At 68.0% G+C, this 16698-nt stretch carries 15 protein-coding genes and 2 pseudogenes; 9 read left to right on the top strand and 8 right to left on the bottom strand.

What is annotated here, in order from left to right:
- Positions 1-43: 43 nt before the first annotated feature.
- The 3 genes from ABTY98_RS40180 to ABTY98_RS40190 form a co-directional block, all read right to left on the bottom strand.
- A complete protein-coding gene (locus ABTY98_RS40180) occupies positions 44-1378 on the bottom strand; it encodes a Dyp-type peroxidase (protein ID WP_352226117.1) in 1335 nt (444 codons plus the stop codon).
- Positions 1379-1398: 20 nt separating this feature from the next.
- Positions 1399-2259, bottom strand: coding sequence for a hypothetical protein (locus tag ABTY98_RS40185; RefSeq protein WP_352226118.1), 861 nt, complete (start codon positions 2257-2259; stop codon positions 1399-1401).
- 223 nt (positions 2260-2482) lie between these two features.
- Positions 2483-3016 carry a hypothetical protein gene (locus ABTY98_RS40190; protein WP_352226119.1) on the bottom strand — a complete coding sequence of 178 codons (534 nt, stop codon included), beginning with the start codon at positions 3014-3016 and terminating at the stop codon, positions 2483-2485.
- Positions 3017-3210: 194 nt separating this feature from the next.
- Between ABTY98_RS40190 and ABTY98_RS40195 the strand changes: the two genes are divergently transcribed.
- Positions 3211-5298 carry a SpoIIE family protein phosphatase gene (locus ABTY98_RS40195; RefSeq protein WP_352226120.1) on the top strand — a complete coding sequence of 696 codons (2088 nt, stop codon included), beginning with the start codon at positions 3211-3213 and terminating at the stop codon, positions 5296-5298.
- Between the two features lie 331 nt (positions 5299-5629).
- On the opposite strand, the gene ABTY98_RS40200 is transcribed toward ABTY98_RS40195, so the two are convergent.
- Positions 5630-6619, bottom strand: a complete 990-nt coding sequence (locus ABTY98_RS40200) for a LysR family transcriptional regulator (protein WP_502994480.1) — start codon at positions 6617-6619, stop codon at positions 5630-5632.
- Between the two features lie 71 nt (positions 6620-6690).
- On the opposite strand from ABTY98_RS40200, the gene ABTY98_RS40205 reads away from it, so the two are divergent.
- Positions 6691-7821 (top strand): YeiH family protein, encoded by a 1131-nt coding sequence (locus tag ABTY98_RS40205; RefSeq protein ID WP_352226122.1) that lies wholly within the window; start codon positions 6691-6693, stop codon positions 7819-7821.
- A 404-nt stretch (positions 7822-8225) separates the two neighbouring features.
- Positions 8226-8735: pseudogene (locus ABTY98_RS40210) on the top strand (transposase); the annotation flags it as partial.
- A gap of 239 nt (positions 8736-8974) precedes the next feature.
- On the opposite strand, the gene ABTY98_RS40215 reads toward ABTY98_RS40210, so the two are convergent.
- The gene (locus ABTY98_RS40215) at positions 8975-9916 is read right to left on the bottom strand and encodes a LysR family transcriptional regulator (protein ID WP_352226123.1); all 942 of its coding nucleotides are present in this window, start codon (positions 9914-9916) and stop codon (positions 8975-8977) included.
- A 137-nt stretch (positions 9917-10053) separates the two neighbouring features.
- On the opposite strand from ABTY98_RS40215, the gene ABTY98_RS40220 reads away from it, so the two are divergent.
- The 5 genes from ABTY98_RS40220 to ABTY98_RS42440 all read left to right on the top strand — a co-directional run bounded on the left by ABTY98_RS40220 (position 10054) and on the right by ABTY98_RS42440 (position 12923).
- Positions 10054-10986 (top strand): NAD-dependent epimerase/dehydratase family protein, encoded by a 933-nt coding sequence (locus tag ABTY98_RS40220; protein ID WP_352226124.1) that lies wholly within the window; start codon positions 10054-10056, stop codon positions 10984-10986.
- 57 nt (positions 10987-11043) lie between these two features.
- Positions 11044-11586, top strand: a complete 543-nt coding sequence (locus tag ABTY98_RS40225) for an NADPH-dependent F420 reductase (RefSeq protein WP_352226125.1) — start codon at positions 11044-11046, stop codon at positions 11584-11586.
- Positions 11587-11639: 53 nt separating this feature from the next.
- Positions 11640-12125 carry an SRPBCC domain-containing protein gene (locus ABTY98_RS40230; protein ID WP_352226126.1) on the top strand — a complete coding sequence of 162 codons (486 nt, stop codon included), beginning with the start codon at positions 11640-11642 and terminating at the stop codon, positions 12123-12125.
- Between the two features lie 82 nt (positions 12126-12207).
- Complete coding sequence (locus ABTY98_RS40235) at positions 12208-12669, top strand: SRPBCC domain-containing protein (RefSeq protein ID WP_352226127.1); 462 nt, start codon at positions 12208-12210, stop codon at positions 12667-12669.
- Positions 12666-12923 (top strand): helix-turn-helix transcriptional regulator, encoded by a 258-nt coding sequence (locus tag ABTY98_RS42440; protein ID WP_502994482.1) that lies wholly within the window; start codon positions 12666-12668, stop codon positions 12921-12923. The genes ABTY98_RS40235 and ABTY98_RS42440 overlap by 4 nt, the downstream gene beginning before the upstream one ends.
- Before the next feature lie 289 nt (positions 12924-13212).
- Here ABTY98_RS42440 and ABTY98_RS40245 read toward each other — a convergent pair whose 3' ends face one another.
- The 3 genes and pseudogenes from ABTY98_RS40245 to ABTY98_RS40255 form a co-directional block, all read right to left on the bottom strand.
- Positions 13213-14310 carry an IS110 family RNA-guided transposase gene (locus ABTY98_RS40245; RefSeq protein WP_352226128.1) on the bottom strand — a complete coding sequence of 366 codons (1098 nt, stop codon included), beginning with the start codon at positions 14308-14310 and terminating at the stop codon, positions 13213-13215.
- Between the two features lie 534 nt (positions 14311-14844).
- A complete protein-coding gene (locus ABTY98_RS40250) occupies positions 14845-14976 on the bottom strand; it encodes a hypothetical protein (RefSeq protein WP_352226129.1) in 132 nt (43 codons plus the stop codon).
- An 18-nt stretch (positions 14977-14994) separates the two neighbouring features.
- Positions 14995-15288 (bottom strand): annotated as a pseudogene (locus tag ABTY98_RS40255) (4-hydroxy-2-oxovalerate aldolase family protein); the annotation flags it as partial.
- Positions 15289-15539: 251 nt separating this feature from the next.
- Between ABTY98_RS40255 and ABTY98_RS40260 the strand changes: the two are divergent.
- Positions 15540-16586: an IS110 family RNA-guided transposase gene (locus ABTY98_RS40260; protein WP_352226130.1), complete on the top strand. Its 1047-nt coding sequence runs from the start codon at positions 15540-15542 to the stop codon at positions 16584-16586.
- The last annotated feature ends 112 nt before the right edge of the window (positions 16587-16698 follow it).

Below are 16698 nucleotides of genomic sequence, written 5' to 3' on the forward strand. Positions count from 1 at the left end.
GAACGGAGATCCCGGGCGCCACCCCAGCTCGCGTCGCCGCTTGTCAGTCCTGAAGACCGCCGAGCCAGCGCAGGGCGCTCAGGCTCGGCAGGAAGCAGTACTCACCGCCTCGGGTGACGACGAACCGGGGCAGCGTGGCAAGGCGTCGTCGCAGCGGCCGCCGGGGAATGGTGAAGCCGGTGGAGCCGTCCTGGGAGCCGGTGACGGGATCCTTGCCGTCGCCTCCGCCGAAGAAGACACTGTCGTTCAGCCACTGCGACTGGACGAACTCGAACTGCCGCCCCAGGTGCGCGCCGATGAACGCGAACATCAGGCCGCGGTCCAGTCCGTCGTCCTCCAGCGACCCGTCCGGCAGCGGCGGTCCGTAGACGGCGCCACGCCTGATCATGCGGTGCAGGCGCACTTCCCCTGCCACGGATGCGTCGCGGGGGTTGGCCCGGCGGATGTGGCAGCCGCCGGGCGTGTGGAAACCGATCGGGTCGTCCTCCTGGTACAGGAAGGTGTTGCGCCGGTACGGGTCGGCACCGAGCGCCGGATCGTCGTGCTGAGGGGCGAGTGCGAGGGGAGCTCCACTGCGCCAGCGGCCCATGATCTTCGCTGCGATGAGTTCCTGGTCTTCGGGCCCGGTGGAGTTGTCCCTCAGGTAGCGGCGGAACTGGGCGACGTTCTGGTGAAGTTTACGGAAGACGGCGTAGCTGCCGTTACGCCCCAGCACGGCGGGCTGCGGGGTCTGGGTGCCGCCGAGTTCGTCGGAGTGTCCGAGAACGAACTCACCGGCTTTCAGCGGCACTTCGAGCTGGTTCGATCCGGCGATGCCGCTCCCTTCGACCGCGGGATGGCTGACTCCGTCGCGGTAGCCGAAATGCTCGGTCTCGGTGGGCAGCGCGTAGCAGTCCTGCCGCCAGATCGCGGTCACGCCGGGGAGGCGGTCGTAAGCCGGGCGAGCGCGATCGATGGCGGCCTGCAGGCCCGGGGAGTCGGGGGCGATGGCGGTGATGACCACGTGGACGTCGGGGGTGCCGAGCGGTGCTTCCCAGTGCTCCGGGGCGCTGTCGCCGACGTCGCCGAGTGCTCGGGCACGGGCGGCCATGCCCTGCCGGAATTCCCAGGCGAACGTGTCCAGCGCTGCGGCCGGCACTCCGAGGGCCGTGAGGCCGTGGCAGGTCAGGGCGGCGCTGACCCAGGTGTCCCCCAGAGGACTGGCCGAGTCGGCGGCGGAGGTCACTGCCCCACTGACGCGCCGCATCAGCTCCCGCCCCTGTCCGCGGTCGTCGATCCGGAAGGCCAGGTAGGCGGCCGCGTAGGGGGTCGGCCGAGGGCTGAGGACGCCGCGCTGGATGTCGTCCAGCTCCAGCACGGTTTCCGGGGGTTCGCTCACGGGTGACCTCCTTGCGGGGCCTACTTCGAGACGAGGTTCCGCCAGAAGTTGCGCAGGCTCTCGTCACCGCCGAACAGGGAACTGAAGATCGTCGAGTCCGCCAGCAGGACGTCGCCCGCCCGGTCTCCGCCCGGCGGCATCCACAGGAACATGTTGAACTCGGTGTTGCCGGCCTCGGTGAACGGATGCGGCCTGGACGTGTCGATCGGCTGCCTTGCCAGCACATGTACGGAGTCCGGCTCGTCGGTCGTCACCTCGTAGTGCGGCAGGTGCATGTGGAAGTTGAAGTTCGTCACCCCGTCCAGCCACCCTTTGGCGTCCAGATCGCGGACCGTGGTCAGCGGGGCGATCTTGTTGCCGTCGCCGGTCGCGGGCCGCAGTCCGTAGCGGTTCATGACCGGCACGCTCAGACCCTTCATCAGGTCCCTGGCGTAGGTGGCGAACCGCTGCTGGCGAGGCACCAAGGGGTCGCCGTGGTGGCGGTACTCCATCTCCCGTTCGGAAAGGTCGTCCGAGGCACCGACGTCGTGGTGGGGGCCGAGCACCAGGCGGACGTCCTCGCGAGCGAGGAAGGCCCGAAGTGCCTCGATCTCGCCCGGCTGAGCGTCCTGCTCGGTGATCATGTGATCCAGGCCGAAGACGAACAGGACATCGGTGTCCGCCAGGACCCGCTCGTCGAGCGGCGTGGGGAAGCCGGCCTGGTCGATGCGCTGGTACACCGGAACCGGATGCCCCGTCGTCTCCTCGACGAAGTCCTGGAACGGCACCCAGGCCCAGAAGAACAGTTCCAGCGCACCGGCGATGCCCTGCTGGAACCGATAGGGGTCAGACCATTTCGGGTCCTCATAGGCAGGCCACGCCACCCGCCTGACCTCGGTCATGGTCGAAAAGCGGTTGTCCAACTCCGTTGCGTACCGGCCCGCCTCGGCCGGATAACTCCAAGAGACGTAGATACTCACCCGTTTCCCACCGGGCGTGTATTCCCGCGGGATGTGCCTCTGGTTGTATGTGCGCGCGGTCCTGACCTCGCCCATGTCGATCGTCTCCGATCCGCGGTCGCACGCTGTGCGGCGATTCACTCTTCGGAAGGGCCGACTCCGGCCCTCACTGCAACTGGTCGAGCATCTCCGACAGAGCGCCCTTGACCCGCAGCGCCTTCTTGATCTCGTCCGCCGTCACGTAGGGGTACTCCCCGTACTCGATGAAGCTCGGACAGTGATGCTCGCGGACGAAGCGAATGAACGCCTCGGGGTTGGTCCGCCAGTCCTCGGGAAACCCCTCGAGATTCTCGAAGACGGTACTCACGCCCGCCTTCGCGAAAAGCGCGATCGCGTCCTCGGTGTACTTGTCGAAGTCGGTGTCGAATATCCCCTGGTACATGAAACGTGTGTCGTCATCGAACAGAACCCACCGGAGATAGTGCAACTTCAAGGGCGCGAGCAGATACGGATCTTGTTCCAACGCCTTTGCCAGCGCGTAACCGTACTCCCGGACCACCTCGGCTCGGCCCGGCTTGACCCGCGCGATAATGGTGAAGCCGTAACACGCCGGGGTCCTGGGGAAGACGGGGCCGTTTTTCCCCTGTTCCAACTGGTCGGTGTCCTTGGGGATGACGACTGCCTGCGGCTTGATTTCCATGCCGGCTCCTCCCGCCGTCTGCCAGTCGGGACACCGTCATCGTCCCACCGGCTCACTGGTCGCGCCCGCGGAGCGGAGGACGCGGCCGAGCGTGATCTCCGGGGTCGCCGTGTCTGCGGTGCCGGAGTAAACCTGTAGGAGATGCCTGAGCGGTTCCCCCTGGTCTGCCTCGGGCGGCACGGGAGGTGACTTCCATGGCCTACGACAGTGAGGGCAGGGGCGCGAGTGACGCCGGGACGGTGACGCTCGACGCGTTGTTCACCCAGGCGCCGGTCGGCCTGGCTGTGCTGGACAGCGACCTGCGGGTGGCGCGCATCAACACCGCCACGCCCGCCATGCAAGGCACGCGGGAAGAAGACGTCATAGGGCGCGTCTTTCCTGGATCGCACTACGTGGTCGATGCGGAGCCGGCCGAGGCTGTCGTGCGGGAGGTACTGGAGAGCGGTGTGCCGGTGCGCGGGCGGATCCTGCGGGCGCGGCCCCCTGCCCACCACGGCCAGGAACGTCTGTACGAGGTCTCCGCATTCCGTCTCCTGGACTCGGACAGCGCGGTGCTCGGCGTGACCATCACAGTCGTGGACGTCACCGACCGGGAAAGGGCTCTGAGCCGACTGCGCATTCTCGACACAGTGCGAGAGCGAGTGGGCCGCACCCTGGACATGGTGGCGACCTGCCAGGAGCTGGCCGACGCAGTCGTTCCGGAATTCGCCGACGTGGCAGTCGTGGAGTTGGTGGACGCCGTGATCCGGGGCGACGATCCTCCGCCATCGCCGGTCCCCAGCTGTCTGACGCTACAACGGGCCGCCTTTCGCAGCAGCGCCGGAGAGAACCAGCCGCAGGCCCACCCCGTGGGCCATGTCGGAGTCCTTCCCGCACCTACTCCCTTCAGTCGGGCCCTGGCCGAACTGGTCCCCCAGGCCGTCGGCCTCACCCCCGACTTGCCCTGGCTGAACACCGACCCGGCCCGCGGCCGGGCCATCCGCGAATCCGGAGCGCACAGCCTCCTGGTCATTCCTCTCACACTCCGGAACGCGGTGCTCGGACTGGTGAGTCTGTACCGCACCACGTCCGAGAGCCCATACGACGAGGACGACAGAGCGCTGGCCCTCGATCTCGCGCGGCACACTGCCCTGTGCACCGACAACGCCCGCCGTTACACGCGGGATCACTCGGTCGCCGCGACCGTCCTCCAGCACATGGTCCCTGTGCATGCCGCTTCCCGAACGGCACTTGAGACCGCAGGCATCGCCCGTCCCGGTGACGGTAGCCGCGCTTGGTACGACACCATCGCCTTGTCCGGAGCTCGAACAGCGCTGGTCGCTGGATCGGTGTCCGGAGAGGGCATCCAGGCCACCATGGCCATGGGGCAATTGCGCACCGTGATCCACTCCTTGGCCTCTCTCGACCTGGACCCCGAAGACCTCCTGGCGCGTCTGAACGACACCGCAACTCGCTTGATGGCCGAGCGGGCATCACTTTCCACCGGAAACCCACCGCAGCGCCCTCCGGCCACCGCCAGTTGCGTCTACGCTGTGTACGACCCTTTGACCAGGACCTGCACGATCGCGCGGGCCGGCCACCCAGGGCCTGTCATCGCCCAGCCCGACGGCACCGTCGACCGGCCAGACACGTCGCCCGGACCACGACTGGGCAGCACCGATCAGGCGCCCTTCGCCTCAACCAGCATCCAGATCCCGCACGGCAGCGTGATGGCTTTCCCCGCACCCCCGGCGCTGGCCTCGCACCTGACAACCGCCACCAGGCTTCTTCAAGCAGGACCCGCGCTGGCGGATCTCACGCTCCAGAAGCTGTGTGACGACATCCTGTGTACGCTCCCGGCCGATGTCGGGGACGATGGAGCCGTCTTCCTTCTGGCCCGCCCACGCCCCTTCCCTCCCGACCGAGTCGCCATATGGCCACTCGACAACGAGCTCACCGCTGCCGCAGCGGCTCGCGACTTCGCCACCGACCAGCTCGCCCGCTGGAACGTGGCGGAAGAGATCGCATTCAACACCGAACTCATCGTCAGCGAACTGGTCACGAACGCGATTCGCTACGGCAGCCCGCCGCTGGAGTTGCGCCTGATTCTGGATCGCGCGCTGACGTGCGAAGTGAGCGACTCAAGCGCCACGGCACCACACCTCCGGCATGCCCGAACCACCGACGAAGGGGGGCGCGGACTGTTCATCGTTGCGCAGTTGGCGCAAACCTGGGGAGCCCGCTATTCGGCCGACGGCAAGACCATCTGGACGGAGCAGACACTCGAAGGAGCGCATCGCTGACCTCAGCGCGCGTGACCGCCCGTGCCTGCGGCGGGCTGCCAATTCCTGTAGGAGGCGTCGCTCAGCCGAAACCTCGTGCCCTGAGTGCCGGGCCGAGCTGGTGCCGGCGAAGCGCTCGCTTCGTCAGTCCCAGCTGCCGAACAGTCCGGAACTCAGCTGCGCGCCGCAAATGCTGTGACCACCGGAGGCGTGGCCCCCTCTTCATCTTGCCATCAACGGTGACGGAGCAGTTGATATCGACCTCTCCCGGGCACACGTGTCGACCTCCAGGGCACACGCGCACCCTGCCGCGATGGGCACGGCGGGGCAGGCGCCGCCGTGCCGTCGGGCCCTACGCGCGGGCCGGCCGCTCGCCGGTGACCGCCCGGCGGGCCACCGTGACCAGTTCTGCCGCCGGGCCCACCAGGCGCCGCCCCATCGGCCAGACCGCGCGCAGGTCGCGTGTGAGGTCGACGCCCGCGACGTCGACGCCGATCAGCCGGCCCTCGGCTATGTCCCCGCGGACGGCCAGCTCGCTCAGTACGGACGGCCCGGTGCCGGCGATCACCGCGCCGCGCACGGCGGCCGTCGAGCCGAGTTCCACCAGGGGCCGGACGCGTTCGCAGCCGGCCAGGTGCAGAGCGCGGTCCAGGGTCTGCCGCGTGCCGGAACCGCTCTCCCGCAGCACCAGCGGCGCACGGGACAGTTCCCGCGCCGACAGCGGCTCACGTCGCTGCGCCCACGGGTGGGCGGGGTCGACCACGACTACGAGCCGGTCCTCGGCCACCTGCCGCGTGGACATCACGCGGGACAGGCGCGGCCCTTCGATGAACCCGATGTCGGCCTCGCCGGACTCGACCAGTTGGGGCACCTGCTCGCTGTTGGTCACCTGCAGCCCGATGTACAGCTCCGGCCGGCGGCTACGCAGCTCGCTGATCCAGGCCGGCAGCAGGTACTCCGCGATCGTCAGGCTCGCCGCGACGCGCAGTTCGGCCTCCCGCCGGTCGCGCAGTCTGCCGGCCCCGGCGAGCAGTTCGTCCAGTTCGTCCAGGACACGCCGGGCGTGTCCTGCGACGGCCTGCCCGGCCAGCGTCAGCCGGGAGCCGCGGCGGGTCCGGTCGACCAGCACCAGTCCCAGCCCGCGTTCGAGCGTGGACAGCCGACGGCTGGCGGACGGCTGGGAGATCCGCAGCTGCTCGGCCGCCCGGCCCAGGCTTCCTAGGTCGGCCACGAGGACGAGGAGCCACAGCGACTCCAGGTCGGGCGTGCGCAGGGGGAGGGCGGCGGGTCGGGGGTCAGCCGCGGCAGGGTCTGTCACAGCGCCAGCGTATGAGCCAGTCATACGTCTGCGCTATGACCTGTTGCTTGATCAGGGGCTACAGGGCAAGCACGCGGCGGACCACAGTGGTGATCATGAAGAACGCCAGCCTCCCCCGGTCAGGGAACGCCCGCCCGCCCCGCCTTGCCGCGGCTCGAAGGCCCGGCGCCGCGTTCGCCGTCCGGCTCCCTGGTCTTGCCGCCCGATTGCCCGGCCTGGCCCTCGCCGTCGGTGTCGCTCTCGTCGCGACCGTGCTGGGCCGGCTGGTCCCCGTCGTCGGCGGACCGGTGAGCGCAATCGTGCTCGGGGTGCTGGTGGCGGTCGCGGTGCGGCCCGGGGACCGGATGCGGCCCGGCATCGCCTTCGCCGGGCGCACAGTGCTCCAGGCCGCGGTGGTGGCCCTGGGCGCGCAACTGTCCCTGGGCCAGGTGCTGCGGGTCGGTGTCGGCTCGCTGCCGGTGATGATCGTGACCCTCACGGTCTGCCTGGCGGCGGCGTACGGGATCGGACGCCGCCTGGGTGTCGTCCGCGACCTGCGCACCCTGATCGGTGTGGGCACCGGCATCTGCGGGGCCTCCGCGATCGCCGCGGTCACGCCGGTCATCGGCGCGGCCGAGGCGGAGGTGGCCTATGCCGTCTCCACGATCTTCGTCTTCAACCTCGCCGCGGTGCTGACTTTCCCCGCCCTCGGGCATCTGCTGGGCATGGGCCAGCACGCCTTCGGCCTGTTCGCCGGCACCGCGGTCAACGACATGTCGTCGGTGGTCGCGGCCGCCACCACCTACGGCGGCCCGGCGGCCGATTACGCGGTAGTGGTCAAGCTGGCCCGCACCCTGCTGATCATCCCAATCTGCCTGGGCCTCGCCGCCCTCGCCCGCCGCCGCGCGCGGACAGCGGACGCGGCGGCCGAGGCCGGCGAGGCAGGTTTGGGGCGGGGGGCAATCCCCGGCCCGGTGCGCGTCGGCCGACTGGTGCCGTGGTTCCTCGTCGGCTTCCTCGTCCTGGCGGCCGTGAACACCGCCGGTCTCGTCCCATCCGCCGCCCACGGCCCGCTCAGCACACTCGCCGTCTTCCTGATCACCGTCGCCCTGTCCGCGATCGGCCTGTCCACCGAGCCCTCCCGGCTGCGCCGGACCGGACCAGCACCCCTGCTGCTCGGGGGCTGCCTCTGGCTGGTGGTGTCCGCCACCAGCCTGGCCCTCCAATTCCTGGCCCGGTACCTGTGATCGTCGCACCGAGCGCGGCAGAGGAACCTCATCAATCCTCCCGCCCGTCACAACATCCCCACGCGGAAATAGGGAGCATGCTCAGTCCCAGCCCTTGGAACAGCCGGGATCTGACTCCGGCCGATCGTTATGCGGCACAGAGGTCGACATCTTGGTTTAGGTTGCTCCACGGCCGGGGTGGTCTCCGCCCCTATGTGCGCCACGAGGCGAGGCACCAACACGCGGGCACTCGGACCGATCCGCAGTAGGTGGCCAAGCAGCAGCGCCGCCCGCTACGGGCACGCGAGGCGTTCGCAGACGCTGCATCAGTATCGAGCGGACCTCGCCACTGACGAACGCTGAGGCCCCCGCCAGCACCTCTTGAGTTCTAGCGATCGTCGCAACACCCCAGTTCAAGGGGCGCGATGTTCGAGATCCGCAAGACCCGGACTGCAGCCCAGGGCCGCAGGAAGCTGACCCGTGAGCGGGAGGAATACTTCCGGCTCGTGCAGCAAGGCGTGAGTTACACGGAGGCGGCCAGGGCCGTCGGCATCAACCTCCGCACGGGAAAGCGATGGCGTAACGGCCGGAACCCCTCCGGCCGGCAGAAGGCGGCACCACCGGCCAGACCGGTGGTGCCGCCTTCTGGTGCGTCCCGGTACCTGCGTGAAGCCGACCGGATCTACATCGCCGACCGGCTCCTGGAGAAGGCGACGGTCCGGGCGATCGCCGCCGAACTGGGCCGCAGTCCCTCCACCGTCAGCCGGGAGATCCGACGCAACCGGCACCCCGTCAACGGCCAATACCGCCCCTTCGCCGCCCAGGCCCGCGCGGATGACCGCCGTCCCCGCCCCAAGCCCCGGAAGATCAGCCAAAACCCCCAGCTGCGGGCGGCCGTCCAGGCGGCCCTGGACGAGCGGTGGAGCCCGGAACAAGAACCTCTCAGTACTTTTGCGGGATGGATGTACGGAGCATGGTTCGGCACTGCTCCCGGCCGAGACTTGCGTCCGTTGTTGACGACATGACGGAGCCTTCCGAATGGATTGGATTGACCGTGTCATTCGGGGCTCAACGTGATCTCGTCGACGGAGATTCCGGGAACCGGGCGCCCTGACCGTCGATTTGTTTGGGTCTGACCGTCACCGAGTCGATGGGTGTCGGCGCAACCCGGGGTTCACCGCCGTGCTCGGCCTGCTGTGTCAGCTGCCCCGTCCTGTGCGAGCTGAGTCCGCACGCTGTGCGGCACACGCATGCCGTGACTGCGCAGGCCGCCGATGAACCGTGCGACGAGCGGATCCGGTTCCGCGGACGTCACCGCCACCAGCTGCCTGACCCACCGCGGAGAGAACGATCGCACTGCTCCCGGAAAGCCGTGGCTGACCGCGCTCACGGGGCACACGGCGATTCCCAGACCGGCAGCCGCGAGCTGCGGTGCCGCTGCAGTGACCGATGTTCTCATCACCGTCTCCGGGTGGACTCCGGCGCGGGCGAAGGACTGGTCGAGCCAGGCGCTGAGGCCGTTGTCCGGTGCGTAGTGAACGAGCGGCACACCGTCCAGGTCCTCAAGGCGTACAGCCGACTGCTCGGCCAGCACGTGGCCGCTGGGTGCCGCCAGGACGATCTCCTCCTCGGCGACCGGGGTGATCGTGAATCGGCCGGCCGAGGGAGCGGTCAGTACTGCCACGTCGACGTCGTCGGTGCCGACGAGGCCGAGCGCCTCGTCCATCGCCGTGGACTCGCGCAGCGTGATCGCGACCTCGGGGTAGCGGCGATGCCACTGGCGAATGACCGCAGCGAGCAGCGGCACCGTGAGGCTCTGCGCACAGGCCAACCGCAGGACCCCGCCGGCCGCTTGACCCGCCGCACGTGCTGACCTCACCGCAGCGGCGGCGGCTTCGATCGCTCGTCTGGCATCCGCGACGGCGGCACGCCCCGCAGGAGTGAGCTTGACCCCTCGGGGCTCGCGGCGAAGCAGGACCGTTCGGGTCTCGCGTTCCAACGAAGCGAGCTGATGAGAGACAGCGGGTTGCGACGAATGCAGCAGCCGCGCGGCCTGTGTGATCGATCCGGAGTCCGCGACCGCGACGAGGCACTCCAGCGCCCGAAGAGAAGCCATCCACAAATTTTATCGCAAGGCTTCAAAGCATGAATGCTCTCGAGGGAAGAGCTCTGGACCTCCGATTGCTCTAACCCACGACGCCCTCTCGCTCAAGGCAGGCGAGAGGGGCTCGCACAGAGCGAAGGGAGAAGGTCATGGCTCAGGCATTCGTCACCGGCGGTTCGGGGTTCATCGGCCAGGTACTGGTACGCCGGCTCCTCAGGGAGGGGCACTCAGTGAGTGCTCTGGTTCGAAGTGAGACATCGGCTGCAAAGGTCTCGGCGCTGGGCGCCAAGCCCGTGCGGGGCGAGTTGACCGACCCGACCACGTGGCGCAGCGAGGTGACGAGCAGTGATGTGGTGTTCCACCTCGCTGCCGAGACGGATGTCGCCGCTGACCGTGAGCGTCATGAGCTGGTGACGGTTCGCGGTACCCAGGCAGCCGTCGATGCGGCCCGCTACGCGCAGGTGCCACGGTTCGTCCACTGCGGGAGCGAAGCCGCGCTCCTGGCCGGTGCCCCGCTCGTGGACGTCGACGAGACCGCGCCACTGCGGCCCGACTCGGAAGCCGCGTACAGCGCGGTGAAGGCCGTGGCCGAGAAGTTCGTGCTCGATGCGAACGCCCCGGACTTCGCCACAGTGTCGATCCGCCCGAGGTTCGTTTGGGGTCCCGGCAGCTTCCTCGTCGAAGGCTTGGCAGCTGCGGCAAAGGCGGGGCAGTTCGCTTGGATCGGCGGAGGCCGGCACACCACTGACGTCACGTTCGTCGAGAACGCTGCCGAGGGACTCATGCTCGGATGGCAGCGCGGCCGCCCAGGCCAGGCCTACTTCGTCACCGACCGGCAGCGCGTCATCCTGCGGGAGTTCCTGAAGGCCCAGTTCGAGATCTACGGCGTCGATGTCCCGATCCCCGACCTGGACGCCGAGACCGCCGCCCGCGAGGTCCCCGTTCCCGCTCGATGGTTCCTCGGGCAGCAGTGCACCCTGCGGACGGACAAGGCCGTAGCCGAGCTCGGATACGAGCCCGTTGTTACGCACGCTGCCGGTCTGGACGCCGTCAGAGATTCGGTGGCCGTCAGCCGCGCGTGAAGCGTCACCCACGTTCAACCGACGTACGTCAACGTTCAACTGAGGGAAGACAACAAAATGAAGATCGTCACGATCGGAAGAGGAATGGTCGGCGGAGGGCTGGCCACCCTGTGGCGCGCCGCAGGTCACGAGGTCGAAGAGCTCGGCCGTGAAGGCGGGGACGCCTCGGACGCGGACGCCGTCCTGGTTGCCGTACCCGGCGCAACGATCTCGGACTCCCTGAGCAAGGTGACAGGGCTCGAGGGGAAGATCGCGATCGACGCGACCAACATCATGCCTGCACGTCATGGCACCTTTCCGTCATACGCCGAGGAGGTGAAGTCCTTCACCCACGCCCCGGTGGCCAAGAGCTTCAACATGAACTTCGCAGCCCTGTACGGCGAAGTGCACAAGCAGCGAGTGCGGCCGAGCAACTGGTACGTCACTGACGAGGGCGCCCTCGACGTCACCGAGCAGCTCATCCGCGACGCCGGCTACGACCCGGTGCGCGTCGGGGACCTCTCACGAGCCCGTGACTTCGAAAACGCGGTCTGGCTGCTCATGGGCATCCAGCCGGTCGGCGGCCTGTTTTACCGGTTTGCCGTTCCCGGCGAACTCTGAACGAACCGGTTGGGCATTCCATTCTGCCTGCTGACCAACATCTGGAGATTTCCGTGTTCGAAGCAATAAATTGGCCGGAGGCCCTGGCCCCCAGTCGCTCCCCGATCCACTTCACCAACGAGATCGAGGTCGAATCCTCACCCGAAACGATCTGGTCCCTGCTCATAGACCCCCCCACCTGGCCTACCTTCTTCCCAGGTGTCGAACATGTCCAGCTGCTTGACGGCCATGGCTCACTGCGCCTCGGAACTCGATTCGAAACCAACCTGGCCGGCCAGGACGTCTTCGCATCCGTACAGGAGTTCCAGCCTGTGACGCGTATCGCCTGGGGCGGTTACCCCACGGCGTCGGAAGCATCCAGGGCTTACCACGCTTGGATCATCACGCCCACGCCGAAGGGGAGCCACCTCTGGACCGAAGAGACGATGCAGGGCCCGCTCTGGATCGAATTGGCGAAGCAGGATCCTGAAGTCTTTTGGCGTACACACGAGAACCTTCTCGCGGCGCTCGCCAAGGTAGCGACCGATCGTGAAAATTGAGCCGGCGTTCTCCAAAACGCCCAGAAGGGAAAAATAGCCGATGTATGAAAAGGTTAATTGGCCCGCACGATATGACCCGAAGTTGTCGGCTCTCTACGCGCTCAACGATATCGACGTGAAGGCGCCGCCTGAAGTGGTATGGGAGCTGCTCGTTGACGCCGAGAACTGGTCCAGCTACTTCCCTCCCGAAGATCACGTCGAGATCCTGAGCGGTGAGTCGGTACTGGCGCTCGGAACCACGTACAGCCGGGTGACGGTTGGATTTCCCATGACGCTCAACGTGACGGAGTATGAGCCCTTCACCAGGCTCTCCTGGGAGACGACAGTCGACGGTGACGAAACCGGTTCGAGCGCGTACCACGGCTGGATAATCACGCCCACAGACAATGGTTGTCACGTACTGACCGAGGAAACGCAGCAGGGCCCCTTCTTCCTCGAGGAGCTCGGTCATAAGCACCCCGGTGCGCTCTACCGTTATCACCAGGACTGGGTCGAACGCCTCGCCCGTGCCGCAGAGGCGAAAGTGGCGAAGCCTGCGGCCTGACCCACACAAATGCATGGGCGAGGGCGAGGCCCCCTAAACCCTGGAGCGGCACCGCGAGTGTCGAGGACGCCGCCCAGGCGTTCGGCATGTCGAGGTCAAAGGGTTACGACCTTGTGCGTCGCGGGGAGTTCCCTTGCCACGTTCTGCTGATCGGCCGCGCGGCCCGCGTCGTCACCGCCTCGCTGCTGCGCGTACTCGAGAGCGGTGCACCTGAGTACAACGGAACCCTCAGCACGAGCGCGAATCCATCCTGACCAGCCGCGCCAAGAAGCCCCGCCGCAGACTGGCGGGGCTTCTTCTTGTCACTTCCGTGTCACCAACCACATAGACGCCCTCCCATCGGGCGGCCCAGAACGGGACGTACATGCCCTCATTGGACTGCCTGGACGCTCGTGGACGGCTTCTACGACATGTGCCATGTGGTACCCAGTGAGGGACCGAGGATCAGGACGGGAGCCTCTTCTGGCCCGTCAAAGCGGTATTGCAGGGTGTTCGACGGTGTCTCACTCACGCCCCAGACCCTCTCACGTCTCACAGACGCCCCTATAACGCGGGGGCGCGGGAAACCGGTCTGACCAGGTTGAAGACCTCTCGGGCGGCATATCGCTTGAGGCATCGGATGATCTCACGGCGGGTCTTGCCCTCCTGGGTGCGGCGTTCGTAGTACGCCTGGGTACGGGGGTCGTGACGCAGCCGGGTGAAGACGATGCGGTGCGGGGCGGCGTTGGCCTGCCGGTCGCCGCCGTAGTTGAGCCGACGCGTGCGCCGCCGGCCGGAGGAGTACTCGATGGGGCTGACTCCGCAAAGGGCAGCAAAGGACGCCTCGGTGTTCAGCCGCTCGGGGTTGTCTCCCATGGTGATCAGGAGAGTGACGGCGCTGTCCGGACCGATACCCACCGGTACGAGCAGCTGTGGCGCGTGACGTTCGACGAGCCGGGTCAGGCGTTGGTTCAGCTCATTGATCTGTCCGGTGAGCTGTTCGATGCGCTCGGCGAGCATGCGCAACGTCATGTGGGTGGCCTGGGCCACCGCGTCCTCGTCTCCCCCACCATCGGGCGGCCTGAGGGTCGCGCAGGTGCGGAACAGCTCGGCATTGCCCAAGCTCGACAACCGTTCCCGCAGGGCGGGGTCGGCGATGACCAGGACGGCCTTGAGCTGGTTGATCGCCTGGGTGCGGGCCTTGACCGCGGAGTCCTTGGCGAGTTTGTAGATCCGGGCGCTGTGCACGGGTCCGTCGCCGGACTTGGCCTGGGCCCGGGCGCGACCGCTGAGCACGGCTCGCGCTGCGGCCTGCGCATCTAGCGGGTCCGACTTGCCGAGCAGACGGCGGGCCGTGCGGTCGGGCCGGTTCACTTCGAACACCTGGATCTGCTGGGTCAGCAGGTAGCGGGATAGGCCCGCGCCGAAGGTGCCGGTGCCCTCCACGCCGGCCCGGCGCACCGTCCCCCGCTTGCGGGCCCACACGAGCAGCCGACGGTAGCCAACGGCCGTCACCGGAAAGGACTCAGTGCCCAGGACCTTCCCCAGCGGGGAGACCACAGCGGCGACGTGAACCTCGCCGTGCGTGTCCACACCCAGGACAACCTCGCGCCGAACGGGAGGATCCGTGCTTGAGGAGGTGCTGCGCTGTCGGGTCGTCATGATGGTTCTCCTCCCACGTGTGACGTGCTGGCTGGGTGAACGGCACCGGCCCGCTCGGACGGTCTGAACCGTGATGGCGCCTGGACTCGGCAAGGCCCCTATAGGGACACGCCCTGTGGCTCGGTGACAGCAGAAAACATCCCGCAACGACGGTCGACATGCCTGTGACTGGACACTTCGGTCAAAGATCTCAAGAGTCAGACCCCCGTACGGGACGGCATCGCGCAACCGTCCCATCGATCCCGGCGCATCGGCACGTCCCGACCACAGCCGGATGGCTTCGCCCGAACCAGCGCCCAACCTGGCTGGAGCAGGCTGAGAATGAGTTGAATCCCCGCCCACTCGTGACCGGCAATGACGGACAGCCGTCTGGCCCGCCGCACGACCGTCCCTTCATCGACCATCGCATGAACGGCTTCGATTCCTCTTTCTGGTGCACGGCTTTCCGCAAGTTATGTAGCCGGCGCCGACGGTCCGCGATGCGGCAAACTCGGCGCGCTGTCGGCGTTCCCGCTCCCGGCGGGCATGGGCTATCTACTGCAGTACGCGGGCCTCGACGGCTGCGAGGTCCTTCTCGATGAGCTGCTGGCCGATGTCGGCCATGATGGTCTCCGTGCTCCTGTGCGGGGGTTGGGGACAGGTCCCGGCCGGTCGTGCGTCGGGCACCACGCTGGTCGCTCCCGGTCACCTGGCGGAATCGGCCGCCGCGAGGTCGAGGGCGATGTCCGTGATCATGTCCCCTTGGCCGCCGACCATTTTGCGCCGGCCGACCTCGACGAGGATCGCGCGGGTGTCGAGGCCGTGCCGGCGAGCGGCGGCCTCGGCGTGGCGCAGGAAGCTGGAGTAGACACCGGCGTAACCGAGGGTGAGGGTCTCGCGGTCGACGCGGACCTCGCGATCCTGCAGGGGGCGTACGACGTCGTCGGCGGCGTCCATGAGGGGGAACAGGTCGCAGCCGTGCTCCCAGCCCATTGAGGTTCCGACTTGTATGGCTGTAGCGGAACGCGGTCGAGTTGGCCGCTCGTAGCGTCTCCGTAGGACGCCGGAACGGATGGCTCGTGAGGTTCCTGCCGCCCCTCGGGGCTGGCTCTCCGGGGGTGTGTCACCGACCCGGCGTCCGTCCGCGGTCTGACTCAACAGAGGCGTGTCCCCGACCCAGTTGGTTCCGGAAGTCGGAGTGTCGGCCGTGGATGTCCCTGCCGATACCCGCCTGTTGGGAGCCTACCGCCGTGGTACTGCTCGGAGTCGATCCACACAAGTCCACCCACACCGCTGCCGCCGTGGCCCCCGACAGCCAGCAGCAGCTGTCCTCGGTGACGATCCGGGCGAGTCTGCCGGAGTACCGGCGCCTGCTGCGCTGGGCCCGGCAGTGGCCGCAGCGCACCTGGGCGGTGGAGAACGCCAACGGGCTGGGCCGGCACCTGGTCCAGTGGCTGATCGCCCGCGGCGAGCGCGTCATCGATGTCCCCGCCACAGCGACCAGCCGGGTCCGCGAGCTCTCGCGCGGCGGCGGACGCAAGAACGACCAGATCGACGCGGCCGCCGCCGCAACCGTGGCCCACCTGCACGGCGACGGACGGGAAGTCGAGGCCGAGGATCACTCCACCGCCCTGGCGCTGCTCGACGAACGGCGGGTGAACCTTGCCCAGGCGCGGGTCCGCACCGTCAACCAACTGCACGCGATGCTGCGAGACCTGCTGCCGGGAGGCGCCCCGGAGCAGATGTCCGCTGACCAGGCTGCCGCTCTGCTGCGCACCATCCGGCCGGCTGGTCCGGTGGAGAAGGTCCGCAAGGGCCTGGCCCGCGACCTCGTGGCCGAGGTCCGTGCACTCGATAAGCAGCTGGCTGCCAATGCCGCACACCTTGCGGACCTCGTGGCGGCCGCGGACAGCACACTCACCCGCACTCCCGGCATCGGCCCGGTGCTGGCCGCACGACTGATCGCCCGCGTCGGACGGGCCAGCCGCTTCCCCACCGGTGCGGCGTTCGCGAACTACACCGGCACTGCCCCGGTGGAAATCGCCAGCGCGGACAAGTCCCGCCACCGACTCTCCCGGTCCGGAGACCGGCAGCTCAACTCCGTGCTCCACACCATCGCCGTGGTCCAGATCCGTATGCCCAACTCGCCCGGTCACAGCTACTACCAGCGAAAACTCTCCGAAGGGAAGACTCCCAGGGAAGCCAAACGCTGCTTGAAACGCCGCCTGGCCGATCACGTCTGGAAGGTCATGCTCGCCGACGAACGACGAGCCCAACTTTCCACCGCCACGCCTTGACAAGACACAGAGGCACCCCCGAGATGCGGGGCGAGGTGACAGAGGGTCAGATGGGTCTCGTGAGAGGAGACCAGAGGATGCCTGCGCCGAGGAAGTACCCGCTGGAGTTGCG

The organism is Streptomyces sp. NPDC096040, assembly GCF_040303265.1.
Classification (GTDB): Bacteria; Actinomycetota; Actinomycetes; order Streptomycetales; family Streptomycetaceae; genus Streptomyces.